This window comes from Candidatus Nitrosopumilus sp., assembly GCF_965223225.1.
Classification (GTDB): Archaea; Thermoproteota; Nitrososphaeria; order Nitrososphaerales; family Nitrosopumilaceae; genus Nitrosopumilus.
Map to the genome: position 1 here is coordinate 802404 of NZ_CBDCVU010000004.1, position 26136 is coordinate 828539.

The following is a 26136-nucleotide window of genomic DNA, read 5'->3' on the forward strand; positions in this document are numbered from 1 at the left end:
AATCCATGGAATTACTTGAAGACAAGATGCGAATATGGATAGATAGTGCAAAATTTGTAAAACCAAGTCCAGGAGTATACGTCTTGTATAACAGAAAAAAAGAGCCAATATTCATAGGCCAAACAGACAATCTTGAGAGAACATTTACACATTATGTTGATGATGATTTTGATGGGGACGAGTGCAAACAAAAAACTCAATCATATCAAAGAGAATTTACCAACAACCCCAAAGAAAGGCAATTAGAACTAATTGAACAATTTAAAAACGAGTCAGGAAGGCTGCCTGAATGTAATTCCAACATCAAGTTAGAAACTCATTAGTGCTCTCAATGCATTGCAGTGAAGACATACAGGATTAATATAAAAAAACTAAAAAAATGGCATGTCAAACGCAATGATTTATGCAGGCATAGCAATAGGCGTAGCTGCAATGGCAGGAATCATGGTATATGCTCATGATAATCAACAAAACTATGTTCCTGAGGATGCAGTTTTAGCACCAGCTTCATTAGAAGGGTCCTTTTCATCACAATCTGGATTAGGTGCCAATTTGAATAGCGAACAATGGCATGAAGACCCTTATGCAGAGCTTGCACAAAAAATTAGAGAACAAAATGGACGATAATCAACTCTGATTAGAGTCCATTTTATTTTATTAAAATCAAATGATAAGGCAAGAGGTTAGAGTATCAGAGATGCCGACTTGTTAAATAAAAGGATAGAACCTTTTGATCATTTTTTGATAATCTCCAGAAAAGAATTAAACTGAAAAGATCATAGATATTGTATGCATCAATGCTATTATTGTGAACAATTGTTTGATTCAAAAGAAGAACTGTATGATCACGTTGAAGTCCATTCAGATATTGAGAGAAACAAAGAGATAATGGAGCAAAAAAAGAAAAAAGAATCAAAGACTTCAGATGAACAAACTAAAAAAAAATAGAGTAAAGATTCGAATTTATCACATTTAGGAGTGGAAATAACCTTTCTATGCGTATTGAATATGGATTGGGTCGAAACACTATTGAGAAAATCATGTGAAAACACCCTAACAAAAAGCGAGGTATTGCATAGTCTATTTCACATGATTGAGGTAAACGAAAAAACACTGCATCAAATTCAATCAGATACCCGAAATTTTGGTCCTGAATTGGAAGAACTAAAACAAACAGAGATTAGAGATTTAGATTTTCACCTGAAATTTTACAGGAGTCTGGTCAATTACATTAATTCAATGCCTGAAAAAAAGACAGTTGAGCCAACTTCAAGATAGTTTACTGATTTTTGCAAATCCAGTATCAGTTAAATCAAACTCTTAGATTTTCAAAGATTTTATTGTATTTTGATTGCATTTCTTGATTATGTCCAAATTCAGTTTCCTCATCATATTCTGTTCTCATTTTAGATAAAATCTCAAGCAGTTTCTCTACTTCAGTAGCAATCATCTTACCTGAATCTTCCTTGGCATTTTGTTTTCTTTGATCTTCGTTTTGTCCTCGGGTAGGATAATGCTTGTCCTGAAATCTGCTTTGTATTTGATCAATGTTTTGGCGTTTTACAAGTTCTGCCAAATCAAAATGTCCCTGTTCATGTTTCAATAAATCAGGAGTAGATTCAGAAGTTCGAACCCATGATAGAACCCTGTGAAATTCTACCGAAAGATGAATGTTTTCAATGAAAAAAAAGATGTCCTTACCCATTTTGTCTGAATTTACAACCCAAGTGTAATGATATTTGATATAACTATGAGAGTCTTCGTATACGGAAGGGTTTGCCTCTGCCTTAAAGTCAGACCAAGACAGAAAAGAATCTTTAGACCAAACAACAACATCATTTTCAGACATGATATTCTATTTTTTTTAGAGAATAAAATCATTGAGTTTAAGAAATGATTGATTGAATCTTTTATTTTTGACGGGATAAAAAATTAAAATAAAAAAATTGGAGATGAATATAGTTTAGTAATCCAAGTTTAAGATCACAAAGACATCATCCTGTTGAACTGATTAAAAATTTGCAAATTTCTAAAGTATTAATCTAAGAGGATTTTAGTAAATAAATTGAACAACAGATTTTATGTATCAATGGGAATTTCAATAATTGCTTTAGCAGTAGGGTTTATCATTTTATTTTCCTGACTGAGTAGATCGACTAGATAAAATTATTTTTCAGCCTTCTTTTCTTTGGGTTTTGCCTTTGAGGCAGTAGTCGTTGCTTTAGTGGTGGCAGTAGCCTTCTTTTCTTTGGGTTTTGCCTTTGAGGCAGTAGTCGTTGCTTTAGTGGTGGCAGTAGCCTTCTTTTCTTTGGGTTTTGCCTTTGAGGCAGTAGTCGTTGCTTTAGTGGTGGCAGTAGCCTTCTTTTCTTTGGGTTTTGCCTTTGAGGCAGTAGTCGTTGCTTTAGTGGTGGCAGTAGCCTTCTTTTCTTTGGGTTTTGCCTTTGAGGCAGTAGTCGTTGCTTTAGTGGTGGCAGTAGCCTTCTTTTCTTTGGGTTTTGCCTTTGAGGCAGTAGTCGTTGCTTTAGTGGTGGCAGTAGCCTTCTTTTCTTTGGGTTTTGCCTTTGAGGCAGTAGTCGTTGCTTTAGTGGTGGCAGTAGCCTTCTTTTCTTTGGGTTTTGCCTCTTTAGTTATTTTGGTCTGTTGTTCATCAATTTCGTCAATTTTTTGAAGTGTAGATTCTTGTTGATCTTTTAATTTTTTTATTTTTTTGTTTAATTTTTCTTGTGCAGATTCTTGTTTGGTTTTTAATTTTGTTAATTTGTTTTGTTCTTTTTTCAGAGTCTTTTCAAGGGATTTTACTTCTTTATCCTTCTTCTTTTCCTTCTTTATTTGAATTGCAATTTTTTCTCTTTCAGAAGCAATAAAATTAACTAATTCAAGTCTTTGTTCTTTTAATTTGATTAATTTTTCTTCTTCAGATGGAAGATCATTTTTTATCTTTTCATATTCAGACAGGGACTCTTGTTCTTTTTGTATTTGTGACAGTAGCTCGTCGTATTCAGCTTGTGTCTTTGCTAGTTCGTCTTTTTCTGTTTGCAGTTTAGCCAAATTGTCTTTTTGCTGCTGTGATTCTTTTTCAAGGGATGCTTGTTGTTGTTTAATGTCATCTAAAAGACCATCGTATTCAGCTTGTGTCTTTGCTAGTTCGTCTTTTTCTGTTTGCAGTTTAGCCAAATTGTCTTTTTGCTGCTGTGATTCTTTTTCAAGGGATGCTTGTTGTTCGTTGACCTGGGCCAAAGTAGTTTCATATTCTGACTGGACTTTTGTTAGTTCGTCTTTCTCTTTCTGGATCTTTGGCAATAGTTGAGCTTGAGATTTATTCTCAGCAGTAAGGGATGCTTGCTCTTTTTGTATTTGTGACAGTAGCTCGTCGTATTCAGCTTGTGTCTTTGCTAGTTCGTCTTTTTCTGTTTGCAGTTTAGCCAAATTGTCTTTTTGCTGCTGTGATTCTTTTTCAAGGGATGCTTGTTGTTGTTTAATGTCATCTAAAAGACCATCGTATTCAGCTTGTGTCTTTGCTAGTTCGTCTTTTTCTGTTTGCAGTTTAGCCAAATTGTCTTTTTGCTGCTGTGATTCTTTTTCAAGGGATGCTTGTTGTTCGTTGACCTGGGCCAAAGTAGTTTCATATTCTGACTGGACTTTTGTTAGTTCGTCTTTCTCTTTCTGGATCTTTGGCAATAGTTGAGCTTGAGATTTATTCTCAGCAGTAAGGGATGCTTGCTCTTTTTGTATTTGTGACAGTAGCTCGTCGTATTCAGCTTGTGTCTTTGCTAGTTCGTCTTTTTCTTTCTGGATCTTTGGCAATAGTTGAGCTTGAGATTTATTCTCAGCAGCAAGTGATTCTTGCTCTTTTTGTATTTGTGACAGTAGCTCGTCGTATTCAGCTTGTGTCTTTGCTAGTTCGTCTTTTTCTGTTTGCAGTTTAGCCAAATTGTCTTTTTGCTGCTGTGATTCTTTTTCAAGGGATGCTTGTTGTTCGTTGACCTGGGCCAAAGTAGTTTCATATTCTGACTGGACTTTTGCTAGTTCTTCCTTTTCTGCCTGGATCTTTGGTAATAATTGAGCCTGTACCTTACCTTCGGCAGCAAGTGATTCTTGCTCTTTTTGTATTTGTGACAGTAGCTCGTCGTATTCAGCTTGTGTCTTTGCTAGTTCGTCTTTTTCTGTTTGCAGTTTAGCCAAATTGTCTTTTTGCTGCTGTGATTCTTTTTCAAGGGATGCTTGTTGTTGTTTAATGTCATCTAAAAGACCATCGTATTCAGCTTGTGTCTTTGCTAGTTCGTCTTTTTCTGTTTGCAGTTTAGCCAAATTGTCTTTTTGCTGCTGTGATTCTTTTTCAAGGGATGCTTGTTGTTCGTTGACCTGGGACACAATAGCATCGTATTCTGACTGGACTTTTGCTAGTTCTTCCTTTTCTGCCTGGATCTTTGGTAATAATTGAGCCTGTACCTTACCTTCGGCAGCAAGTGATTCTTGCTCTTTTTGTATTTGTGACAGTAGCTCGTCGTATTCAGCTTGTGTCTTTGCTAGTTCGTCTTTTTCTGTTTGCAGTTTAGCCAAATTGTCTTTTTGTTGCTGTGATTCTTTTTCAAGGGATGCTTGTTCATTTTGTAATTCATTTTGAATAGTTTCAAATTCTTCTTGTGCTTTATCTAATTCAGACTTTCTATTTTTTAGATCATTTGCAAGTTCTGTTTGCTCCTTTAAGCGGGAACGTTGTATTTCATACATTTGTTCAATGCGAGCTTTGTCATCTTGTATTTTCTGTTCAGTCTCTTCTTGTTCTTTTTTAACTTGAGATAAAATTTGTTTTTGTTCCTCAGATTCTTTTACTAGCTGTTCTCTTTCCTGAGCAAGGTTTGCTAAAACAACTTGGCCTTCTTTTTTGATTTTTTCAACTTCTGCTTTTTGAGCAGCAATCTGTTCATGATATTTTGTTTGTAAAGCTATTCGTTTGCGTTCTTCATTAATTTGAGATTCCAAATCTTTCTTTTCTAATTCAAGTTGCTCGTCTTGAGCAGTTTCTTTTGATTCTGAGGGCAAAGCCTTTTCTCGGTTGACCTCAGTACTAGTTTTTTCTGAGTCAGGACCTTCATCATCAACTGAATCCAAGTTATCTGATGAGGATACATTTGACTTGTCAGGAGTCCAGCCTTTAGGCATAGAACCCCTTGTAGTAGTGGGTTCTGGAGATAAAGCAGGCTCATTTATTTCAGGTTCAGATTCATATACTAGATTGTCATCTTCGCTCAAAGTTGAATCAGGAGACGATTCTTCTAATTTTTTCAGATAATTTTCATCAGAATGAAACAAGGGTTTTCCTTTTAGTAACGAATTATGAATAGACTGTAACCTTCCAGTATCGCCTGCTCCTTCCTCTATTAATTTTTCAACCAATGGTAAAAGAGGGTCAGGATGAAATTCTTCAGGTTCGGATTGTACAAATGGGCCAAGCAAATTTTCAAGAAATTGCATATCAGAATTGAACAAAGTTTTTCCCTTACGAAGAGATTCCCTAATGTTATCTAATCTTCCAGGGTCTCCAATACCTTCTTCAATTAGGCTATCGATTGCTTCAATAATATCATGATTTGTAAGTTCCTTCAATTCACCATAATCTCCTTACTGTCTTAGGCTAACGAAAGAACAGTATAAAAAAACTTTCAAAATTCAAGAATTTAAGAGAGTCTAATCGATCTTTAATGGTTCTGCAAGGATCAATTCTGAATTGAAAAGGATTAGATCCAGAATGCTTTGAAACGCAGAGCATTGCTTATTTACAGGACAAAGAGATTCAGATTGAATACTTTGAATTACAAAATGAGAGCCCTAACCACATTCTACTTGATCAATTATTTCAAAAAGAAACAAGATTTTTACAAATACAACCTAACCGTTTATTCTCAAATTTTTTAGCAAAATCCTAGAGAAGATTAACAATTCAACCATTTCACCATCATCAAGCATCAAAAGACATCAACCCATACCAAATTACAAATACATATGGAAGATTCAAAACAAAAACAGAAAGGATATGGAAGATGCAACCAGGCAATTAATAGCAGAGTTTTCACCCATGTGGACAAACAAGCAAGTATGGGAATTTGAGCAAACAAATGGAAATTTAAAATTCGATTTGGCTTATTTGGAGCCTGGAGACAAATTCGAGTCGATTTCGTGGAATTCAAAATATGCATTTTTAGGCTCAGAGGTAAGAGATACGGTCGTAAAAACATTCGATTATTTGTATGACGGGCTTGAATTATGGATTACAATAAAAAATGAAGATGGTCTCAAAGAACAATACTTTCCGTATCTCATGGCAGTTTTAGTCGATGTTATGATTGATGAAGAGATTTGTCTTAATTTTAAACAAAGTAACAATTGCTTGATTGTCTCAATAGATACAAAAGCTGACGTTATTGATTGCAAGGAATTTTTTGAGGCATTTTATCACTTGGCTACCGGTTTTAATTATGATATAGACACAAGAATACCAACTGACGAGACAGAAGCTGAAATATATCTTAAAAGACTTCAAGAGGAATTTGATGAAAAGATGAAGACAAAGTTAGGAGACAAATATTTGCCAAGAAACAATGATCCTGACACATTAAATGCACGATAACTTAGATAAAATAATAGGAGATATTTGAAAAAACATGTCATACAAACGCCCATTTAACAAAAGTAAGAAAAGTGGTTCAGGGTTAACACTGGAAAAAAAAATTGAAAATTTTATAATTAGAAATTCCCAAAATGGTTATTTTACAAAAATATCTACAATACCATACAAATTTGAAGTTTCAGAATCAAGAACATGGGACATAGTAGGAGAATTTCTAATGAATGGCAACATTGAATCAACTCATGATGGAATTACTGGAGAAATGAAACTATGTGAATTTGGAAGAACATATGCAATTTTAGATTTAGAAAAAAGGCGCAAAAAACAAAAAAGAAAAACAAGTGACAAGAAAAAAATAAAAAATAATAAAAACAATAAAGAAAAAAATTGAGATTCAACATGGAACAAGATGAAAACCTTCCTGCACAGTGTCATCCAATCATAAAGACAAAAAAGAAAAAATCTGAGATTCAAACAAACAAGGAAGAGAAAAATGAAACAGTGTAAAATTTGTGGCACCCCTCTTGGCAAGGAGCCTACCAACGAGGAATTAGAGAAGCACTGGAAAAAGCATCACAGTTGGCATTGGGAATCAAATAAGGACAAAACCCCAGAAGAAGCATTATTGAAAAAAAGATGACAAAAGACGTCTTGGAGTAGTAGCCGTTTATAGCATGCTTCGGCCACTAAACGAAGGCGTCAAAGATAATCTCATTTTGAGATATAAAAAAACTAATATCAATTTTTCAAACAAATGTTTAACCAAAGCGGCAAAACAAAACCAATGTAAAGATTTGGCATTATCAGGATTTATTAGAATTTGGCAGATATTGAAAAATTAGAAAAATACCGAATTGCCATTAGGCTCAAAATACAAAGAAATTTTTCAGTCAAAACTATGAAAAAACTTACTTTTTCTTTGTAATAGAAAAAAGAAAAAGTTAGACATGTCCAAAATTCAAGCATATGATTTGAAGGCTAGAAAAAAAGTCATCATGAAAAATCCACAACCATTTCTTATGAAAAATGGAACATGGGCATTAAAAGGAACTAGCTCTGAGACGGGAATCAAATTATTCAAAATTGTTGGTAAAACAAAGCCAGAGATTTCCCATTCAAGATTTGAGATGTTTAGGAGTCTCTTTACAAGCAGACAATGTGAATGTGAAAAATACTGCTAGATCCAATCTTATTTTTTCGATAAAAATAGAACCCCCCCCCCCAATTAGGCGTGAATTTCTGACGTTTGTAGTAAAGCATAAGATATGATCATTTGACTCTAAATTTTTACATAAGGTAATATCATAATTTCTTGATATTATGATAGATCATATCATATGCAATTTTTGTTAAACAAATATGGGTCTGTGAACCATGATTGCATTTTGAAACTATGATTTGAATGAGTTTCTTAGCAATATTGGTGCAATGAAAATAGTAGCTAAAATCACAAATACAATGGTGGAATAAATCTCATCTGAAAGTACTTGAAATGCCAATCCAATCCCAGCAACAATAAAAGCTACTTCGCCTCTTGCAACCATTCCGTATCCGATTAGAAAACCACTTTTCTTACTTTTTAGCAAAATAGATGCAGGAATCCCACAACCGAGAACCTTAGAAAATACTGCCACACCTAAAATTACTGCAAACAAAACCCAGTTGATTGAAGAGATTTGCATAATGTCAACATGTGCCCCAATTACTGCAAAAAACAATGGAGCAACAATTACCTTTAATCGCCCAACAAATTCACGCACCTGAACTGCCAGTTTAGATCCTGCCAATCCCATCCCAGCTGCAAATGCCCCCACAATAGGATTCAATCCCACACTAGCTGCAATTGCAGCCAAACCAAATGCCGAACCCAATGCAACCCCCTGTCTTGTACCTCTAGATTCTAGAGTCGAAGGATGTGTTTTTGAAACCACATGAACTATCTTAGGTAGAAGATACACGGCTCCAAGCAAAATCAAAATCCAAAAACCTATTTCAGTAATTGTGATAATTGCAACTGATTCTATTGTTGGAATTGTATTCAACGCAACAATAGAAATTACTGCTGAAAGAATTGCAAGACCTAACACATCGTCTAACACTGCTGCATTTACCAGAATATTTCCTTCTTTGGTCTTCTCTTTTCCAAGTTCTTCTAAAATTACAACAGAGACTGCTATGCTTGTTGCACTAATTGTAGCTCCAACTAACACGGCAACAGTCCAATCAAATCCCATCCAAAGTACGACAAAGTATCCTGTAACGAGCGGAACTAAAACCCCAAACACTCCAATTATTGCAGCCTTTGGACCTGCTTTGATTAGATCATGAAATGTAAAATGCAGTCCTGCTGAAAACAAGATGATGATTCCAGAAATCTGCCACAACCCCAACATCATATCATTCAATTCCACAACCGGCCTTTCAAAAATTGGAATTGCTCCTCCTAATGCAGTAGGACCTAGAATGATTCCTGCAAAGACAAAACCAACAACTTCGGATATTTTGAAGTGAGAACACAGTCTTCCTAGCAGTAATGCAGGCAATACTAGAAACAAAACTCCGATGATTGTTGGAACTACATCAAATTCTGAAACCATTCTGAATCATTACTATGTTTTTTCAAAAATAGTAACTTGTTATTATCATAATTGAAAATCAAACCTAATAATATACCATTTATTATTAAATTTGATTTTTATTTTCGCTATTATTCTAAAACTAAAATTCCCCAGTCAGTTGCCTTGTGTATTCCGGCAATCTCTCCTTTGCCTCAATCCCAACGGCAAATGCAATTCTGTAACTTTCATCCAAACTGAACTGTTTGTCTATTGGGCCAAAACCTTCTACATCTGTATCAGAAGTCACAAGTGGCCTTGAGACCTCAACTATCCATTCTTTTGCAATCTTATCATAAGATGAGGCAAAAGACACTGTTGTTTCATCCATACTTGTCATCATCATCTCTGCAATAGTGAACTTTACGAGAGCGTCATAAATCCACGCCTACAAGATGAGGATTTCTATTTTTACTCTTTTTACTAAGGATAAAAATTCATAATTATATGATATTTTTTGTCTAACAATTAGAAAAGAAGGTCCAAGAAATGAACAGGAGTTCTTAAGAAGAATTGCAGGAAAACAAAGAATTCAACATATATCGTATAACAAAGAATAATTTCATTCGAAACCGTTAATTTGATAATTTTTTTCAAATTGCATATGTCATTTGAGATTAGCTGGCACGATAATTTTTTTGGAATATCATGGGCTTATGAAAAGGATAGATTGGTAATCTCAATGGTTTTTGAGGATAAACAAGAAGCAATTTCAGTTGCCAAAGAAGTTGAAGATTGGAGCGACAAGTTCACCAGATTGACAATTATTGAAAAACCAGAAGACGAACTTGCAATCTGCTGCTATGAAGATCCACAGATATCAAAAAAAGAAAAGCACATCGGATTATTTCGTACCGGAATGAGACAGAGCGGAGGATACCAACAAGCAAAACCAATGATTGAAGAAAGGTCACCATTACTTCAAATCGCATATGCAGCAGATGTAAGAGACATGAATACGTATGAGCAGATATCAAGACTTGTTCCCTTGAGAAAATGCAGGATTATTCCTGAAAAATTATTAAAAAAACAAGAGTATTTTTACGAAAAAACAGTAAGCGCAAAATTTAGCAATAAAAACAGATTCTAAGGAAGAATATTCATTTTATTTAACAGGATTTTCAGTCACATATCAATAGAAACATAAATTCTGTAAAAAAATCCAGAGTATGCATTGTGATGACAAAAGAACTCTATTTGTTCTAAAAGAAGGGATTGAAAAAACGTGGGATCTTTTAAAAAAATCAGACTATGAGGACAAGACCATGTTAAAAAGACTCAATGAAGAAATTTTAGAATTTCAAGAGTACAAAAAATCAGCAATGAGTTGAGTTAACAATCATTTCAGTTCGTGTCTTGTGGTTTTGAAAAACCGTTCTCTTCATTGGAATCTGTGTTTGATCCAAAAAATTTGTCAACCCATTTAAAAAAAGGACATTTTCCTTCATACATACAGAGTCTACACAATCATAACTAAAAAGTAGTTCCCTGATAATTTTAGAATCTCTTAAGTAAGATTTTGACGTAATTACCGTATGAATTATGAGAATCTCTTGAACAGAATAATGGATTCAGATGTAAACATCAGACATAGCATAGTTACAGACATAGAAGGCAGCATACTTGCTACCAGTCATCGGGACGGAGTCACAAACTTTCTTTCCCCAGAAGAGACTGCAAATTCTCTAAAGAGAGCAGCAGCGGCATGGAAGGGAAGAAAAGAGCTTGCCCCAAAAATAGGAAGCGGGCTGTATGCAGTAGCTGCATTTGAGAAGATAACAAGGATGACATTCCCACTGGGGGACAGCAACCTGATCTTTGTCAGTCTAGGTTCAGATACAGTAAGAACAGACCTACATGCAGGAGGACAAAAGCAGATAGTAGAACATGTATTGAACATATTGAGCAAAGATCCAACAAAATCTTAGTCCATTGCATCAGAAAGGTTAGGAGAAATCAAACATCCTAATCACATCTAATTTTTAAGAATCAAAAAAAATAGAACCAAACCAACAATCGTGATTTTCAAAGAAAATTATTTATCAAAATTACTTGCAATAGTAATCAGTGTCGTAATCCAGCATACAAAAGAATGCTCATACAGAAATAATCATGACCTCCAACATGTAGGTTGTGATTGCAAGTGTCACAAAATAGTCACGATAAATTAGGACATGAAATTATTTTTCAGGTTCTTCCTTTTGAGGATCAAAGTTCTCTATGATTTCAGTAACGTTTGCAATGATTGTCTCTTTAATTTGTGTCTGCGTCATTCCAGAGGTGGTCATGAGCTTCATTTGATCAAGCAGTGCAAAATGAACCCGTCCTTGCAAATAATCAACTATGCCATATCCTTTTTTTGGAAATTCTGTGACAAAAATTTCGTGCTCTGAGAAAAATTCATCTGAATTTGCATCTTTTTCTGACATGATTGATTTTACAAAAAACCAGATATAAAATTTGCAAATACTCTTATGCTTATTTTCTAAGAGTGGTCATATGACAGAATTCATTTCAAAACCGTATGATAAAATATACGTCAGGGACATGATCAAGCTTAGCCTTGATGATCTAATTGGAATGATGTCATCATTGGAATCAGCAAGCGCATATTGGGTAGACGGAGTGTTGTTTGCAAGTTTTGCCATGACTGAATCTGAGGAACTAGCAAAAAAAGAAATGCAAAATGAAATGTATCTAGATAAGATAATTTTTGCAGTTTATGAGAATTATACTAAAACAGTAAAGTCATCTACAAATCTAGAGATAGGAGTACTAAATATGCAGAAAAGCAAACTGTACCAAGATTTGATCAAGTGGTTAAAAGAGCAGTCAATCTGGAATGAATGACAAGAAAAATCAAAGACAACAAGATCAATAAGACAAATATTGAAAATATCAAAAATAAACTAGAGAGATGGAAGATTCTTCTGAAACTCCAAGTGAAATCAATTCAGTCTACTGGGATGAGCAAACAAAATCGTGGAAAGATAAAATGGTCAAAGTTGAGGAATATTTTGGGTTTACAGAATGTCAGAGATGCAGAAAACCAATGTCACACAACATCAAGACAGAAGGCCAATTCAAGATGGTCTATGTTAGGTGTGGATGCAGCACCATGAGTAGAAGTTAGCCGTTAATTTTACTTTAAAACTAGTTAAGACTGTTGTTAATATAATAATTTTCAATTCTTTGATTTAGTGGTTCTATGTATTCATCGCATGGTTTTACAAATTCCTGCCTGGTATTTTTCTCGCTGCTAACTAAAATTACTATTTGGTTGATTTTCATTCCTGTAACCTCTTGAAACATTTGAGCATAGCATGTGGTCTGCAGGTAATACTCGTACATGTATTCGTCTACCTGGGGTTTTCTTTTTGTTTTATAATCAATGATTGATAGTTCCCCGTTATATTGGGCAATCAGATCACTGGTACCTGCAACCTTTAGTTTATCTGAATACATTCTCTGTTCTATGGAAACTACATCGGAGATATTTTCAAGATAGGGTTTAAGATTATGAAAGTGCGCTATTGGTAAAAGATCAAACTCGTCATAGGATAGCTTGTTTTGAAGATAGTCTTCAATCATTTTGTGAGATTGGGTTCCAATGTACTGTGCCTGTTCTGTAATGTATTTGTGTGCAGGTTCGTTTTCCTTCCAGGATTCCAAGCTGTTTTTCTTTTCTTCAGATGCAGTGGCAGAAAGAATTGTGTTAATTGAAGGATATATCTCATCGAACTTTGTTTGATACCAATGACCATCTTCTCTGTCTAGAAGAACAGGTTCTCTTGCCTTTAGCATCTGAGTAAAGCTTGTCTGCATAATCACTACAAATGATAGCAATTATTGATTTATGTGTTAGTTTGAATTCTCAATACACAATACTTTAGATCATTTTAACATATTTTGGAATTTATCAAACTCTGATTTTGTTTTGACAAACTGATCGGTTATTATTTTTTTTAGGCGGTATAGCTGCCCCATCTTCTCGTCAATTATGAAAATTGATTCAGTAAATATCACAGCATCTACAAATTCTTCAGTAGGATAAACAACATATTCAAAAATATTTTCTTGAGACTGTATCTGTAGTTTCAGTCCCAGTAAAAGGCCTGCATCCTCGTGTTTGTTCAAAAAACCGGTCAAGGTGGCCCTAATTTGTGAGGATTCATCAAGTGTTTGGTAGTGCAGTTTATGATCTGAATCAGAATCAATAATGCATGCTACAGGATTTTGCTGGATATGTAGCACAACTGACTTGTGCGTAGGCACGTATTGTGTTGGGTCAGGCATCTTATCGAGGGGCATTTATGAGAAAAAGCAATGGTTTCATTAATAATTTTTTGAGATTTTCAGATCTTGTTGTTAAGAAAAAAAAGTCTCCCTTACTCTGGAGACTCTGTAATTGTGTTATCTAGTTTATGTGAGCATTAGGGCTCATCCAGCTAACACCGTAAGATGCCTCTGACTCGATGAGTCAAGTACAGCAAAGAGAATGTTAAGTGAGATGAACAAAAAAAACTACTTTTAGCTAAACAATTCTTTATTTTGAATTTTAATGGGACAAAACAAACAACATAGATCAGTAAAAATACTGCAAAAAGAATCTACTAGTAGATGAACGATCTTGATGCATCAATAGGAAAAATTTTGTTAGATCTTCAGAAAGACGATCCTGAAACTTTCAAAAAGCTTTTGAAAAAAGCAAAAGATGAGAATCCAGAATTGTTTGAAGATGATTTTGGCATTAGAGATGAAGAATAACATCTTTTAGATTTTGTAAAATGAGATAATGTCAAAAGCAAAATCATTAAGACTAAATTCTAATTAGAAAAATTGCTCAAGTCTTTATTCACATATACATTGCCAAGCGTATGAGAGTCACCATCTATCTCAACTTTGATTGGCATAGGTTCCACATCAGTGTGAAGAAATGACTTTAGTTGATTTTTGGTAAACCACTGACTGCGAAAACCAAGACTGTTATGAAAAACTCTATTTTCTTCATCAAAAGAGTCTTCATCTATCTGTTTTATCATTGGCAGCATAGGAGCGTACAACTTTGGTGCAACAAAACCAAAATTATCTCCATTAAATGCAGTTAGTATGGTCAAGCCATCTTTTCCTGCAATCTTTATCATGTTGTCAATGAAGAGTTGTCGTTTATCATCAGACACAACTCCCATGGTATTATACAAGCACATGACGATGTTTGTCGTATCTGATTTAAAATAGTCAGGAAGGTTTGGATCCCTTAAATCATATTTTAGAAATTCGAAAGAGGAATTGCCTTTATGAGATTGAGCCTTTTGGTTTGCTCGTTTAATCATGGGGTCAGAGGCTTCAACACCATAAAATCGAATAGAATCATTTTGGAGTTTTTCATCAAGGGCAAAAATCACTCTGCCAGTGCCAGCACCCATATCAATTATGGAGTAATTTTTCCCAGGCTTGCAGACAGTCTTGCATATATCAGATAGAATGTTAATCTCTCTGTCCAGATACTCAACAATTACAGGATCCTCATTATCCTCAACGCTCTTATCATAATCAGAGGCCATATCATCCCATAGAGTATGATCCATGACTAGCAGATTTCAGGATTATTATATGGACTTTATTGTTAATTTTGCAAATTTACAAATTCTATCTAAAATCAAAATTGAAACTAGAATACTATGAACCAAGAGGAATTGTAACAATAGATGTGATTATCATGACCAAGATAATCAGACCAAACGACTTTCCAGTGCCAAATCCATTAACCGTTTTGAGTGCCTTTATTGTAACAATAAATATCCAGACAAGAAAAATGATTACCACAAGTATCATCAATCCAATATATGACAGTACAGGTGCAATCAAAGAAAATATTTCCTCCTCATCAGAACCAGATGCCATCAGATAGGATGAATCTATTCCAATAAGAGAACTCCACATAATATACACCAATGCAGAAAGTACCAACATCATAGGAATGGTAGGGACATATGCGTAAAACAAAACAGAAAATATCTTTTTCCAGCTTTTGTTTCCTCCCAGTGTTTTGCCAATAAAATAGAACAATCCATTTGAAATGATTCCAATAGCGATGTTAATCCCTACAAACAAAAAAGCATCAGACCATCCTACCGGAATGTCAACATCAATCTGGTTTTCCTCAAATACCTCATAGTATGTCGCATCAAGTGGCATCATCACAAACGGAACCATTACAAGCAGACCAACAATTGAGGCTATCAGAAAAATTGCAACTGAGGACGCAAAGTATTTTTCATCATTGTCTCGGATTTTTGCAAATGTTGCATTTGGGGAAGTTATCACACCCAAAATAGCACTTGAATCAAGATAAGACAATTAGAACAACCGTTCTAATTTTTTAGTGTTCATAAGGATTGTGATTATTTTATCAGAATAGAATCATCTCTTTTTGTAATTAAAAGACGCATAAATTTTCTTTGAGAATTACAAAAACAATGGAAAAGAAAAGAAAGTTGTTACTTTACGATTGTTACAGGAGCTTTTGCCTTGTGCAAGACAAAGTTTGCTGTGCCTCCAAAGAACAATTCCCTTGGAAATCCCATTCCTCTTGATCCTATAACTATTTGATCAATCTTGTTTCTAGGATTATTTGCAAAAGTAGTCAAGTCAATTCCTGAAGAATGTCCGCCTATTACAACTCCTTCAAACTTGATTTTGCTTTTCTCTACTTTTTTCTGTGCACCGTAGATTATTCCTTTTGCCTCATTTGACCATTTTTTCTCTGGAAGTATAGGAGCCCTGACAGCAGAAAAAGCACTAAAACTAGTATCGCTGTGAACTCCGACTAGGGTTGCATCTGATTCTTTTGCTAATGAAATTGCCGCATTCAGCCCTCTAAGGGAGTGTTTAGAGCCATCCAGACAAACCATGATTCGTTTAACAGTCATGAGAATCTGAGAATAATTTCCATATTTATCTCCAAAGGTGATTATTGTGTCTGAAAATGAACCGACAAAGACAAATTCCAAGATTGTGTAAGATTCTTGAAACACATGAAAGAACATAGTTATCTTGAATCGCTAAAAAACAAGGAATTCTTGATCTTGAAAAAATTGTGCGACGAGTCACTTTCTGAGGATGATAAAGAAAAAACCAAGCTGGAGCTAGAAGAGGTTCGAGAAGAAATTAAAAAATTAGGATGAATTATTTTTTGGATTTTGATTGCAATCTGTGCATAAAATCAGAGAGAATCAATGATTTTCCGTTTGGATGAGTGTATCGTATCTTTTGACTCATAGTCACCATAAAGAAAAACAGATGATGAAGATGATCTATATGGATTAAAAAAATATGTTTGGCACATAAGATCATTTGGTTTTTGTTTTATTCAATTATGTAACACCATAATCATGGTCGTTACAACAACCTTCTTCCTTGAGCATGACAATACATCGTTTTCAAGAGTCCTATTGTCAAAAGAAGTAGCAGAAATCATAAAGCATATTGTAAGAGTCCGCCAAGCCTATTCATCCAAAATGCAATGACAGGAAGGACTTTTTCAAAGGAGAGCAAAATGGAAATTAAATAAAAGTTCCAATGCAGTCCAAATTGTTGGTGTAAGAAACAAAGATCAGATAATGAGTTAAACTCTTAATGATGCAAAAACCATTTTGAGAAAAAAATTATTATTTTCTTTGGGACCACTTTCTCATCCATTCAAGTAAATCTGTAATGGATTCAACTAGTTCTTGTCCTTTTTTTGTTAGTTTGTATTCTACACGTGGTGGAACCTCAGCGTATGTCTTTCTTTCCAGTATTCCTTCGGATACTAATTCGGATAATCTTGTAGACAATGTCTTGCTGCTAATTCCCTTTAGAGACTCTTTGAATTGTTTGTGCCTTACAGGTTCTGTGGTGCAACAAAGTGGAAACAGAATTTCTAGTGTTGCCCTTTTTGTAATGAGATCCCGAATTTTTGAGGTTTCATTTAGGAGCTGAGATGCATCGTAATCTGCAAACTCACACTTGTTCTGAATTATTTCTAATTTCTTTTTCTTAGTTTCCATAATTACACTAACTGTAATTGTTTGTACTTGATGATTTTAATAGTTTACCTAGTAAACCGTAACATGGAAAATTCAATTAAAGAAGATATCAAAAAAAAATATTCCAAGATAGTAATGTCAGGAAACGATGATTGCTGCTGCATGCCAGGAGAATGTAACACTGGAGACTCTCCAGTTGATGCAACAAAACTGATAGGGTATAATCAAGAGGATTTAGAGTCAATTCCTCAAGAAGCCATATTGGGAGTAGGCTGTGGAGCCCCACTAAACCACGCTGACCTTAGGGAAGGTGAGATTGTAGTTGATTTGGGCTCAGGTGCTGGAATCGACATTTTCTTGGCATCAAAAAGGGTTCGTGATTCAGGCAAGGCAATAGGAATAGACATGACTGACCAGATGCTGGAAAAGGCAAGAGAAAATGCATCTAAAGGAAATTACTCTAACGTTGAATTTAGAAAAGGAGACATTGAGGAGAACATACCAGTAAACCACAACTCAGTTGATGCAGTCATTAGCAATTGTGTGATTAATCTTACTACAAACAAGACTGAATCATTCAAAGAAGTTTTTAGAATTCTCAAAAGTAACGGAAGGATGGTTATTTCTGATTTGATTACAGATGTGGAATTGCCAGAAGGTGAGGTTAATTCTGATCAATGGTGCGAATGTATAGACGGTGCCTTGACAAAAGAAAACTATCTTTCTTGTATTAGACAAGCAGGTTTTGAAAAAATCGAAGTTTTAGAGGAGCGAGCATACATGGAAGGAGGAGAAAAAATCAACGGAAGGAAAATTAGCAGTCTTGTCATCAGGGCAATAAAATAGCAAGATTATTTTCAAGAAATAATGATGATGATGACCAAGAAAAAAATTCTTTTTGTATGTGTTGAAAATGCTGGAAGAAGCCAGATGGCTGAAGCCTTCTTTAGAAAATATTTGCCTTCAGGCTTTGAGCCAATCAGTGCAGGTACAATGCCTGCAGCTAAAATCAATCCTATTGCAGCACAAGCAATGAAAGAGATTGGAATTGATATTGAAAAAAATTCTCCGCAAAGTATCTCGCAGGAAATGATAGATGGTGCAGAAACTGCAGTCAATATGGGATGCATGGACAAGGAATCATGCCCTGCTTTATTTTTGAGGGATGTGACAGACTGGCAGATAGAAGATCCTAAAGGAAAGTCAATTGAAGAGATAAGAAAGATTCGTGACCAGATAGAGCAAAGAGTCAAGGAACTTGTTTTGCAATTAAAACAATCATGAATTAAGAATTTGATTTTGTTATTCCTAAATTGAAATTGAATAGAAATGAGAATGTAAAATTGAGAGAAAAGATTTTGAAAATGACTGCCGAAGAGAGAAAACAATTGGAGATTAACAAATCCACCTTGTGGCATATCAAAAAGAATTTGTTAGAGGGAAAAACATCCAAAATCTATGAAAAGATTTTAACAAAAATTATCTAATATTGTTTCAAAATATTTGACATTAGCTGTCTTCAAAAAATAATACTCATTTAATCAATAGTCATAATTACTTCTAACAAAACATATTCTGTGTGAAAAAATTAGATATTGAAGAGGCAACTGAGTTAATTGTATTTTTGGAATATGCTGAGCAGAGGCAGAAGATCTTGCACTAGAGAAAGGCATTGACGTGGTTTTTAACAGGTGCATGTTTGAAGAGCACCAACGGCTCTTTGGATGAGAGTCTCAAATTTCTCCCATATGAAACAGACAAAAAACATTCAAAGACGTTTAGTTGTTTGCACATTGATCCAAATACCAATCATCATCATTTGCAACTAGAATCTTAGCAATTGATGAGAAGGATTGGTACAAACATGAAATACTCATCAAATTGTGATGTAATATTAAATATGTAAAATTCAGGGTTACAATATGGCCAAACCATTTCTAAGCATAGGTACAAAGATTATCTTTTTGGTTCTCACAATTTCATTAATATCAATAGCAGTGACAACTGCTTTAGCATTCAATCTTGCTGATTCAATCCTCAAGACCAACGTGGAAAAAACACTTGCCGAAGAGTCTCAGGAAAGAGGAACCACAATATCATCGATTGTAAAAGAAAGAATTGAAGGCGTCAAGCTGTTTGCAACAAATTCCGTGTTGGTTGAGGCACTATCTGCATCATATCCTGGACTAGACAATCTTTCAGATGCGGAACATTTTGCAGAAGAGAGAGAAAGCATTGAAAACATTGTAAAGTCATTTCAGCAAGACCAGTTCAGCGCGGGAATCAAGGATCTGACAATCTTCAACAGGCTCGGAATCCCCGTATTCTCTCTTAATGCGCAAGATATTGTAAAAATAGAGACCTTGCCCGCATCAGAAAGAAAGCTTGCCAAAACCAGTACCAAATTCATCCAGGACGATGATAATGAAAGACTATTGAAAATATCCTCTCCAATAATTAACAATGAAAACGGATCTTCCATAGGGAGAGTTGTAGTAACCACGCATACCACTGTTTTTGACAGCGTATTGCTCAACAGATTTGGATTGCAAGAGACAGGGGAGGTATATCTTGTGAACCGTGACAGGATGATGATATCTGAATCTCTGTTTGTAGAGGACGCACCGTTTCAACAACAGGTGGATTCTGAGCCAGTAAGGTTGTGTTTTGAGGGAGGACAAAGTGTAAGCGGAATGACGTATGTTGATTATAGAGGCGTGGAAATCTTTGGAATCTCATACTGTGAGAACAATCTGGGTTTTGTGATGCTTACTGAAGTGGATGAAAGTGTGGTTTTAGAGCCAATCTATGAATTACAGCAGACCATAGTCATTATGGGTGCAAGCATAATGGCAATTGCCAGTGTTGCAGCATTTATCATTTCAAGCAAAATATCAAACCCAATCCAAAAATTAAGAGATGCAACGCAGGAGATCTCAAAAGGCAACTTTGACGTGCAGACAAACATCCAAACAAACGACGAGATTGGGGAGTTATCATCATCATTTGACTCCATGGCAAATGCCATCAAGGAAACAATATCTGCAATAACAAAACGTGAAAACATAATCAAGCAACAGGCAAACATTCTGCTCAAATACTCAGAGCAGAAACAGGAATGCTGCGTATGCCTTGTAGATATTGTTGGCTCTATTCTGATCAAAGAAAAGATGTCCGAAGAAGAATCCAAAAAATATTACAGCGTGTTCATAGAGTCTGTTGCAGAAATTGTGGAACAGTACAACGGAATAGCAGTAAAGGCAGTTGACGATTCTTTATTGTTTTACTTTCCGCTAAAAGACGATACGACATACGAGAATGCAGTTGACTGCTGTCTTGCAATTGCAGATTACAATTCAGAGCTCAACGAGAAGCTAACATCAGAAGACCTGCCTGAGATTGCGTACAGAATAAGCTCTACTTTTGGAGATGTAAATGTCACAAAATCGTCTACTGCGACCCTGCAAGATATTTTTGGAGAGCCTGTCAACCACTGCTTCAACATTAACCAGTATGCACTTCCCAACACCTTGGTGATTGGAGACTCGATGTACCAAAAGGTAAAAGATTCTGAAAAGTTAAAGTTCACAAAACTGGACCAGAGCCTGATAAAAGGGCTTGAATACAAAATTTTCATCGTAACCAGAAAATAGATTTTTATTCATAACTCGTTTTTTCCATTTTTTGTCGGTCCACGTGGGTCCTGTAGTTGTACCGCCTATTCTAGAACGTTCAAGACCTGCCAAAAGAAAACACAAAAAATCTAAATGTTTCATATAATGACCAATAAACATGGCAGAAGCCAGTATCACGGCATTTGGAGTGGCCATTGGCATGGCAATTGTACTTACAGTGACATGCTTTGTCATTCGTGGCAAGGGACACCATGATGAAATTCCATTCACTCCTCCTACAGAATAGACTGCATCTGAATAAACTCCTAATTTTCCTTTATATTGCAAGACACCATACACTTATCAGACATGGTAGATGACGTTCGTATTCAATCAGGCCATAATCCACATTTTGCCATCTGATTGAAAAATCTCCGTCATGTCTCTAGACACACCAAACCACGACCTGGCTATCTGTTATTCTATTACATGACTAATAATTGGTAGTCAGGTCACTAATCTTGAAAATTTTGAATTGATTGTTTGACAAGTAAAGACCTAAACTAATGCTTGTTAAACACATGTTAGCGTGCAAACCAACACAATCAGCCTCATACCACAGTTTTTTAATTTACAATCTATCTTCTAGATTTTTTTCATTTCATAATTTCTACGTGGACGTGGTTTGCACCTATGGATTAACTAAATTTTTCTGGATATGTGCAAAAGGATATTTGGCATACTCAATTCCTTTCCTTATCTTTTCTGCAGATCCTTTTGTAATTTCGACTTTCTTTTTAGGAACCTGAACAAGGATATAGATATCACATCATATTGAATGTAAAAAAGTAATGAAGGCAATGCAGAGACACTATGAGAGTGGGAGTGTAGAAAAAATCAAAAAACTTTTGGATAAAAACCCCAAAATGGTTTTGATTCATGTGACTGATACCTACTTCATTGAGGAATCAAACATAGACAACACCGTTGACCTTCCAGGCTTTGCAAGACTCTATTCTCTCATACACAGGATAAGGACAGATCCAGTTGTACAAAAAAACAAGGTTCCGGTACTTGTTTTGCATGGAGGTGATTTTCTGTATCCCTCACTGATGAGCATCTATTTTGGAGGGCGTCAGATGGTCGACATCCTAAATGCATGTGGGTTTGATTACTGCACATTGGGTAATCATGACTTTGACGGAGGGATTGAATCTCTCAAAACAAATATGTCTAATGCATCATTTGAGATCATATGTGCAAACATACGAAATCCAAAAGCAAAAAACAGTTTGAAAATTTCAGATTATTCAATACATCTGGATAATTCCAACAAGTTGTTTATGGCAATAACGGGAATTGTAGGAAAAGCCACACTCAGAAAAGCCAGACAGAATGGTCTTGAAACAGTTCCCGTAGAATCATCCCTAAAGCAAACAATTGGCAAGATACAAAAAGATCATGCTGAAATCAATCATCTGGTTATTTTGTCCCACATGGATAACAAAGAAGATGACGCATTATTGAAATTCCTTGATAAAAATTGGGACGGATATCTGTATCTATTTGGAGGCCACGATCATAATGAAATATTGTCATACAGTGACAAAAATCCCAAATCTGTTCTTTTGAAGGGACAATCAAACTGTAGGACCGTGCAAATCATCGGGATTCCAAGACTGTCAAATCCCCAAAAGACGGATTCTCTCCAGGAACAGGTAATTGTAATGAATTCTGCTGAACTGGCAATGATTCCCCCCAATTCTGAAATACAGAGAAAGGTAAGGCAGTGGGAGTCAAAACTTGAAGAGTATCTGGATGAGCAAAAGTCCGACAGAGTTATCAAGAGATTCAAAAAGGAAACAGTTCTTGATGCAACAGAACTGCAATTAAGAAAGGGCTCAACGAATTTTGGAAATTTTGTAGCAGACTGTATGCTGGATTTTACAGGTTCAGATATTGCGCTTATCAATTCTGGGCACTTCAGAGGAGACAGAAAGATAGGAAACATCCTAAAAAGATCTGATCTGTTCAGAATCTTCGTCTTGGACAAGAAAGATACGCTGCTAAAAATTACAATGACAAGAAAAGAATGCATGCAATTTCTACAACATGCATACTCTGAGGAAGGACGTGGGAAAATCCTGCAAGTGTCAAAGAATGCGATTGAGATCCTGCAAGAATCAAAACCAGAAGACAAACTATCAGTTGTCATGCTGTGGGACATGCTAAAAACAAATGATGACGGGTTTGCCACAATCTTGGCCAAAAACAGAAACGCCACTGCCAGCAGCATCATATCTGGACTCAAAAAACATGTAATTCTAGGTTCTTCCCTTTTTGACGTGCTGGAAAAATCATCAAAGCATGTAAAATACGATCCACAAGTAAGAATTTCCGTAGAAAAGTCTAGATTTTTTTCATGATTTGTAATCCTAATATTTCCACGTGGGTATGAAAATCAATACCATGACTATATCCCCTAACACATTATGCTGGGGATATAGTTAAGATGATTTGAAAACATACCCACGTGGAATATTAAAAAACTAAACCTATGCATTGCTTATCTTGATTTCAACTGCTTGTTGTCTCCAAGTAAGACCTATAGCTAAGGCAACAAGATAAACTGAAATGCCAAATAGCATTGCATAAGAACCACCATAAACTATGCTTAGGATTACTGTTAGAACCGCACCCAATACTGAAAATCCACCATTTATTGCCCACATCCAAGGAACAAACGTTGGAACATGGGATTTTATTAATCTCATGCCAGTTGGCATTGGCATTCCCATTAGAAAACCAATTGGAAACAAAAGTCCAATGCTTATAGCAGCTTTTATTGTAAATGGTTCAGAGATTGTGGAATAGATTAATGGAGTTAACATACTTACATAAATTAATCCTAAACCGGCAATTCCAGATATTACAAATATTAAATTTTTGGTATTCAATCTAATCAGTTTTGCACTAATCAAGCTGCCAATACCGCTTGACAGTAATATTGTGAATAACAATAGCGCAAAGGTCATAGTCGGATTGCCCAAGAACAAAATCAATTTTTGCAGCAAAGCCAATTCAATGAGAATAAACCCAAATCCTAATGCAGCAAAATAAACAACAATACTCTTTGTTGTAATGGTACTGTGATTTTTTACGTTATCATCTTTGCTTTTCTTTAGCCAAACATATGGTCCTATAAGAAAAACTCCTGCAATTCCTATACTTACATACAATAATTGTTCTAATATTTGAGGAAATGGTTTTTCAAATGAAAGAAAATATGGGCTATCATCGGTTACTGGATGTGCCTTTGTTGGAAACAAATCATAGAATTCTTCCAGTGTTATTTCTTCATTTAATAATTTTGAATATGGTTCAACCATTACTTGTCCGGGGACCAATATAGGTTTGTAGCCATTCTTTGAAAATGCTTCTGTAAAGAACTCAATCTCATCATTGGTAAATGGTTCTTTGGAGAAGACAGACATGGTCACACTAGGATCTTTTTCAATAGATTCGGAACCAACAACTATGATATGTTTGTAGGCATCTCTTTGGGGAATCTCGTTATTTTCCAATAGAGTAACAAATGTTGAGACAAATCTTGGGGTATCAATTAGCCACCGTACTGTGACAATTTTGCCTCTGTCTGTCAGATGATCGTAGTATTCTTGAAATCCTTCAACCGTATACAGGAAATTTTCCGAAACCCCCAGACCTCCTGAGGACACGGATGCCCATGTATCAACAAATGGAATGTAAATTATATCATATTTGTCAACCGAACGCGAAACAAAACTTCTACCCTCATCCACGTTTGCATCTACATATGGATGGGCATACAAATTGCCAGCTTTTTCACCGTAGCTTTTTACTGTATCAAAGATTATCGGATTCAGTTCAACTGAAGTAACATCAGTATTTCCACTGGTTACTGCTGCAATAACATCTCTTCCTCCGCCAGAACCTATGATGAGTGTTTTAGGATCATTCATCATAGTAAAAGGCAGATACTGCATCCACGAGGACAGTTCTTGTCTGCTGTCAGGCGAACCATCCCAGGATATGATATTAGTGCCTGCTCCTCCATCGATGAAGATTTTTGCAATAAGCCCTTCACCAGCACATTGTGGTTGTCCAAATATTGGATCCAATGTATTAGGATCACAGTTACTTGTAGGTCCCTCAACCACATCAATTCTTGAAAAAGAATTCCACTGGGTTTTAACTATATGTGTGCCAGGATTCTCTCTAAGAAAAATTGGCAAATCTTTTTGAGCCCTAGAATCAGTTAGAATGGAAAATGTTTGGCTAGTCTCATTTACCATCAACAGAGCTGACGCAAATGCTATTACTGCAAGTGAAATCAAAATCTTTTTTTTATTTTTTGATGCTATTGAAAAAATAATTGCACATACTGCTGATATAACACCTACAAGAAGAAGTGTTCCTTCTCCACCAAGAATACTCAATAATGCCACTACCGATAATGCACCTAGCGATGCACCAATCAGATCGAATGCATAAAGTCGTCCTGCAACGTGTGCAAAGGCACTAAATGCGGCAGATATTATGATTCCTACAAAGAAAAACGGAATGGAAAAAAGAAGCATAAACAATGGCAGATATGTTATGTCTGATGCCAAAACATGCATTACAAACAAGGATATGGGTAAAACAAATACAATTCCTATTGAGGAAGCTATGGTGAGATTATTTGCCCAATTTTCCTTGATCTTCTTTAGTCTATAGTGCACCACGAGTCCAGATGCACCTAATCCTATCAATGCCACAGATACTGCAACAAATGCAAAATGATACCAAATTGCAGCAGAAAAGATTCTTGTTAGAGCTATTTCCAAAACGAGTCCTGAAAGGGATGCAAGAAAAATGCCGGTAAACAATAATCGACGGTTTACTGATGAAGGAACAAGCCCTTGAGATGAATCCAAATGCTGACTGTCTAAAATGTCAGTATATTACTTTTTCAATTATTGTTAAAACTATACAAAAAAGGATTATGTTGATGGGATTCAATAAAAGACCCACCTCATTGCCTCAAATGTAATGTTGCCAGTATGGCCGTCAATGATAATTCTGTCATGATTTATCTTGTGAGGGAAAATCTGTTATGTTTTGTAAATGTCGAGATATAATATCAACCCCATAACTCATACAAAATGGAGTCAAATTCTAGTCTGGCTAATTCACATTATTGCCGTCTTTTGTATGGGTGAAATATG

The 26136-nt window shown here is 35.5% G+C and carries 32 protein-coding genes; 20 read left to right on the plus strand and 12 right to left on the minus strand.

Features of this window, described 5'->3' with window-relative positions:
• Window positions 1-5 precede the first annotated feature (5 nt).
• From ACOQN3_RS05280 to ACOQN3_RS05295, 4 genes are all read left to right on the plus strand, one after another.
• Window positions 6-323: a hypothetical protein gene (locus ACOQN3_RS05280; RefSeq protein ID WP_420545438.1), complete on the plus strand. Its 318-nt coding sequence runs from the start codon at window positions 6-8 to the stop codon at window positions 321-323.
• 61 nt (window positions 324-384) lie between these two features.
• Window positions 385-627, plus strand: coding sequence for a hypothetical protein (locus ACOQN3_RS05285; protein WP_420545439.1), 243 nt, complete (start codon window positions 385-387; stop codon window positions 625-627).
• Window positions 628-789: 162 nt separating this feature from the next.
• Window positions 790-948: a hypothetical protein gene (locus ACOQN3_RS05290; protein WP_420545440.1), complete on the plus strand. Its 159-nt coding sequence runs from the start codon at window positions 790-792 to the stop codon at window positions 946-948.
• A gap of 60 nt (window positions 949-1008) precedes the next feature.
• On the plus strand, window positions 1009-1278 hold the full coding sequence (locus ACOQN3_RS05295) for a hypothetical protein (RefSeq protein ID WP_420545441.1): 270 nt from the start codon (window positions 1009-1011) through the stop codon (window positions 1276-1278).
• Window positions 1279-1312: 34 nt separating this feature from the next.
• On the opposite strand, the gene ACOQN3_RS05300 is transcribed toward ACOQN3_RS05295, so the two are convergent.
• Window positions 1313-1849: a hypothetical protein gene (locus ACOQN3_RS05300; protein ID WP_420545442.1), complete on the minus strand. Its 537-nt coding sequence runs from the start codon at window positions 1847-1849 to the stop codon at window positions 1313-1315.
• Window positions 1850-2166: 317 nt separating this feature from the next.
• Window positions 2167-5607, minus strand: a complete 3441-nt coding sequence (locus tag ACOQN3_RS05305) for a hypothetical protein (protein WP_420545443.1) — start codon at window positions 5605-5607, stop codon at window positions 2167-2169.
• A gap of 427 nt (window positions 5608-6034) precedes the next feature.
• Here ACOQN3_RS05305 and ACOQN3_RS05310 point away from each other — a divergent pair, with 427 nt between their 5' ends.
• From ACOQN3_RS05310 to ACOQN3_RS05325, 4 genes are all read left to right on the plus strand, one after another.
• Window positions 6035-6628, plus strand: coding sequence for a hypothetical protein (locus ACOQN3_RS05310; protein WP_420545444.1), 594 nt, complete (start codon window positions 6035-6037; stop codon window positions 6626-6628).
• Window positions 6629-6662: 34 nt separating this feature from the next.
• Window positions 6663-7019, plus strand: a complete 357-nt coding sequence (locus tag ACOQN3_RS05315) for a hypothetical protein (protein ID WP_420545445.1) — start codon at window positions 6663-6665, stop codon at window positions 7017-7019.
• Window positions 7020-7121: 102 nt separating this feature from the next.
• Entirely contained in the window at window positions 7122-7268 is a 147-nt protein-coding gene (locus ACOQN3_RS05320; RefSeq protein ID WP_420545446.1) for a hypothetical protein, read from the plus strand.
• Window positions 7269-7575: 307 nt separating this feature from the next.
• A complete protein-coding gene (locus tag ACOQN3_RS05325; RefSeq protein WP_420545447.1) occupies window positions 7576-7809 on the plus strand; it encodes a hypothetical protein in 234 nt (77 codons plus the stop codon).
• Window positions 7810-8019: 210 nt separating this feature from the next.
• Here the strand turns inward: ACOQN3_RS05325 and ACOQN3_RS05330 are convergent, their stop codons facing one another.
• Together ACOQN3_RS05330 and ACOQN3_RS05335 are read right to left on the minus strand one after the other, a co-directional pair.
• Window positions 8020-9225 carry a cation:proton antiporter gene (locus ACOQN3_RS05330; protein WP_420545448.1) on the minus strand — a complete coding sequence of 402 codons (1206 nt, stop codon included), beginning with the start codon at window positions 9223-9225 and terminating at the stop codon, window positions 8020-8022.
• Between the two features lie 121 nt (window positions 9226-9346).
• Window positions 9347-9574: a hypothetical protein gene (locus ACOQN3_RS05335; RefSeq protein ID WP_420545449.1), complete on the minus strand. Its 228-nt coding sequence runs from the start codon at window positions 9572-9574 to the stop codon at window positions 9347-9349.
• 273 nt (window positions 9575-9847) lie between these two features.
• On the opposite strand from ACOQN3_RS05335, the gene ACOQN3_RS05340 reads away from it, so the two are divergent.
• The 3 genes from ACOQN3_RS05340 to ACOQN3_RS05350 all read left to right on the plus strand — a co-directional run bounded on the left by ACOQN3_RS05340 (window position 9848) and on the right by ACOQN3_RS05350 (window position 11171).
• Complete coding sequence (locus ACOQN3_RS05340; protein WP_420545450.1) at window positions 9848-10333, plus strand: hypothetical protein; 486 nt, start codon at window positions 9848-9850, stop codon at window positions 10331-10333.
• 79 nt (window positions 10334-10412) lie between these two features.
• A complete protein-coding gene (locus ACOQN3_RS05345) occupies window positions 10413-10574 on the plus strand; it encodes a hypothetical protein (RefSeq protein WP_420545451.1) in 162 nt (53 codons plus the stop codon).
• Between the two features lie 204 nt (window positions 10575-10778).
• Window positions 10779-11171: a hypothetical protein gene (locus ACOQN3_RS05350; RefSeq protein ID WP_420545452.1), complete on the plus strand. Its 393-nt coding sequence runs from the start codon at window positions 10779-10781 to the stop codon at window positions 11169-11171.
• 252 nt (window positions 11172-11423) lie between these two features.
• On the opposite strand, the gene ACOQN3_RS05355 is transcribed toward ACOQN3_RS05350, so the two are convergent.
• Window positions 11424-11672 (minus strand): hypothetical protein, encoded by a 249-nt coding sequence (locus ACOQN3_RS05355; protein ID WP_420545453.1) that lies wholly within the window; start codon window positions 11670-11672, stop codon window positions 11424-11426.
• 70 nt (window positions 11673-11742) lie between these two features.
• Between ACOQN3_RS05355 and ACOQN3_RS05360 the strand changes: the two genes are divergently transcribed.
• A complete protein-coding gene (locus tag ACOQN3_RS05360; protein ID WP_420545454.1) occupies window positions 11743-12093 on the plus strand; it encodes a hypothetical protein in 351 nt (116 codons plus the stop codon).
• Between the two features lie 67 nt (window positions 12094-12160).
• Window positions 12161-12376, plus strand: coding sequence for a hypothetical protein (locus ACOQN3_RS05365; RefSeq protein WP_420545455.1), 216 nt, complete (start codon window positions 12161-12163; stop codon window positions 12374-12376).
• A gap of 20 nt (window positions 12377-12396) precedes the next feature.
• Here ACOQN3_RS05365 and ACOQN3_RS05370 read toward each other — a convergent pair whose 3' ends face one another.
• Both ACOQN3_RS05370 and ACOQN3_RS05375 read right to left on the minus strand, forming a co-directional pair.
• On the minus strand, window positions 12397-13068 hold the full coding sequence (locus ACOQN3_RS05370) for a PD-(D/E)XK nuclease family protein (RefSeq protein WP_420545456.1): 672 nt from the start codon (window positions 13066-13068) through the stop codon (window positions 12397-12399).
• A gap of 69 nt (window positions 13069-13137) precedes the next feature.
• Window positions 13138-13554, minus strand: coding sequence for a hypothetical protein (locus tag ACOQN3_RS05375; RefSeq protein WP_420545457.1), 417 nt, complete (start codon window positions 13552-13554; stop codon window positions 13138-13140).
• Between the two features lie 309 nt (window positions 13555-13863).
• Between ACOQN3_RS05375 and ACOQN3_RS05380 the strand changes: the two genes are divergently transcribed.
• Window positions 13864-14010 (plus strand): hypothetical protein, encoded by a 147-nt coding sequence (locus ACOQN3_RS05380; RefSeq protein ID WP_420545458.1) that lies wholly within the window; start codon window positions 13864-13866, stop codon window positions 14008-14010.
• A gap of 59 nt (window positions 14011-14069) precedes the next feature.
• Here ACOQN3_RS05380 and ACOQN3_RS05385 read toward each other — a convergent pair whose 3' ends face one another.
• The 3 genes from ACOQN3_RS05385 to ACOQN3_RS05395 form a co-directional block, all read right to left on the minus strand.
• Complete coding sequence (locus tag ACOQN3_RS05385) at window positions 14070-14831, minus strand: class I SAM-dependent methyltransferase (RefSeq protein ID WP_420545459.1); 762 nt, start codon at window positions 14829-14831, stop codon at window positions 14070-14072.
• Window positions 14832-14922: 91 nt separating this feature from the next.
• Entirely contained in the window at window positions 14923-15603 is a 681-nt protein-coding gene (locus tag ACOQN3_RS05390) for a YIP1 family protein (protein ID WP_420545460.1), read from the minus strand.
• A gap of 140 nt (window positions 15604-15743) precedes the next feature.
• Window positions 15744-16280, minus strand: coding sequence for a universal stress protein (locus ACOQN3_RS05395; RefSeq protein WP_420545461.1), 537 nt, complete (start codon window positions 16278-16280; stop codon window positions 15744-15746).
• Between ACOQN3_RS05395 and ACOQN3_RS05400 the strand changes: the two genes are divergently transcribed.
• Complete coding sequence (locus tag ACOQN3_RS05400) at window positions 16281-16430, plus strand: hypothetical protein (protein ID WP_420545462.1); 150 nt, start codon at window positions 16281-16283, stop codon at window positions 16428-16430. It begins immediately after the preceding gene.
• Window positions 16431-16913: 483 nt separating this feature from the next.
• Here the strand turns inward: ACOQN3_RS05400 and ACOQN3_RS05405 are convergent, their stop codons facing one another.
• A complete protein-coding gene (locus tag ACOQN3_RS05405; RefSeq protein WP_420545463.1) occupies window positions 16914-17294 on the minus strand; it encodes a winged helix-turn-helix transcriptional regulator in 381 nt (126 codons plus the stop codon).
• Window positions 17295-17357: 63 nt separating this feature from the next.
• Between ACOQN3_RS05405 and arsM the strand changes: the two genes are divergently transcribed.
• The 5 genes from arsM (at window position 17358) to ACOQN3_RS05430 (ending at window position 23313) form a co-directional block, all read left to right on the plus strand.
• Window positions 17358-18119: an arsenite methyltransferase gene (gene arsM / locus ACOQN3_RS05410; RefSeq protein WP_420545464.1), complete on the plus strand. Its 762-nt coding sequence runs from the start codon at window positions 17358-17360 to the stop codon at window positions 18117-18119.
• A 30-nt stretch (window positions 18120-18149) separates the two neighbouring features.
• Complete coding sequence (locus ACOQN3_RS05415; RefSeq protein WP_420545465.1) at window positions 18150-18557, plus strand: arsenate reductase ArsC; 408 nt, start codon at window positions 18150-18152, stop codon at window positions 18555-18557.
• A 638-nt stretch (window positions 18558-19195) separates the two neighbouring features.
• Window positions 19196-20926, plus strand: a complete 1731-nt coding sequence (locus ACOQN3_RS05420) for a cache domain-containing protein (protein WP_420545466.1) — start codon at window positions 19196-19198, stop codon at window positions 20924-20926.
• 139 nt (window positions 20927-21065) lie between these two features.
• Window positions 21066-21194 (plus strand): hypothetical protein, encoded by a 129-nt coding sequence (locus tag ACOQN3_RS05425; RefSeq protein ID WP_420545467.1) that lies wholly within the window; start codon window positions 21066-21068, stop codon window positions 21192-21194.
• A 544-nt stretch (window positions 21195-21738) separates the two neighbouring features.
• The gene (locus ACOQN3_RS05430) at window positions 21739-23313 is read left to right on the plus strand and encodes a bifunctional metallophosphatase/5'-nucleotidase (RefSeq protein WP_420545468.1); all 1575 of its coding nucleotides are present in this window, start codon (window positions 21739-21741) and stop codon (window positions 23311-23313) included.
• A gap of 129 nt (window positions 23314-23442) precedes the next feature.
• On the opposite strand, the gene ACOQN3_RS05435 is transcribed toward ACOQN3_RS05430, so the two are convergent.
• Window positions 23443-25845, minus strand: a complete 2403-nt coding sequence (locus tag ACOQN3_RS05435) for a hypothetical protein (RefSeq protein WP_420545469.1) — start codon at window positions 25843-25845, stop codon at window positions 23443-23445.
• Window positions 25846-26136: the final 291 nt, after the last annotated feature.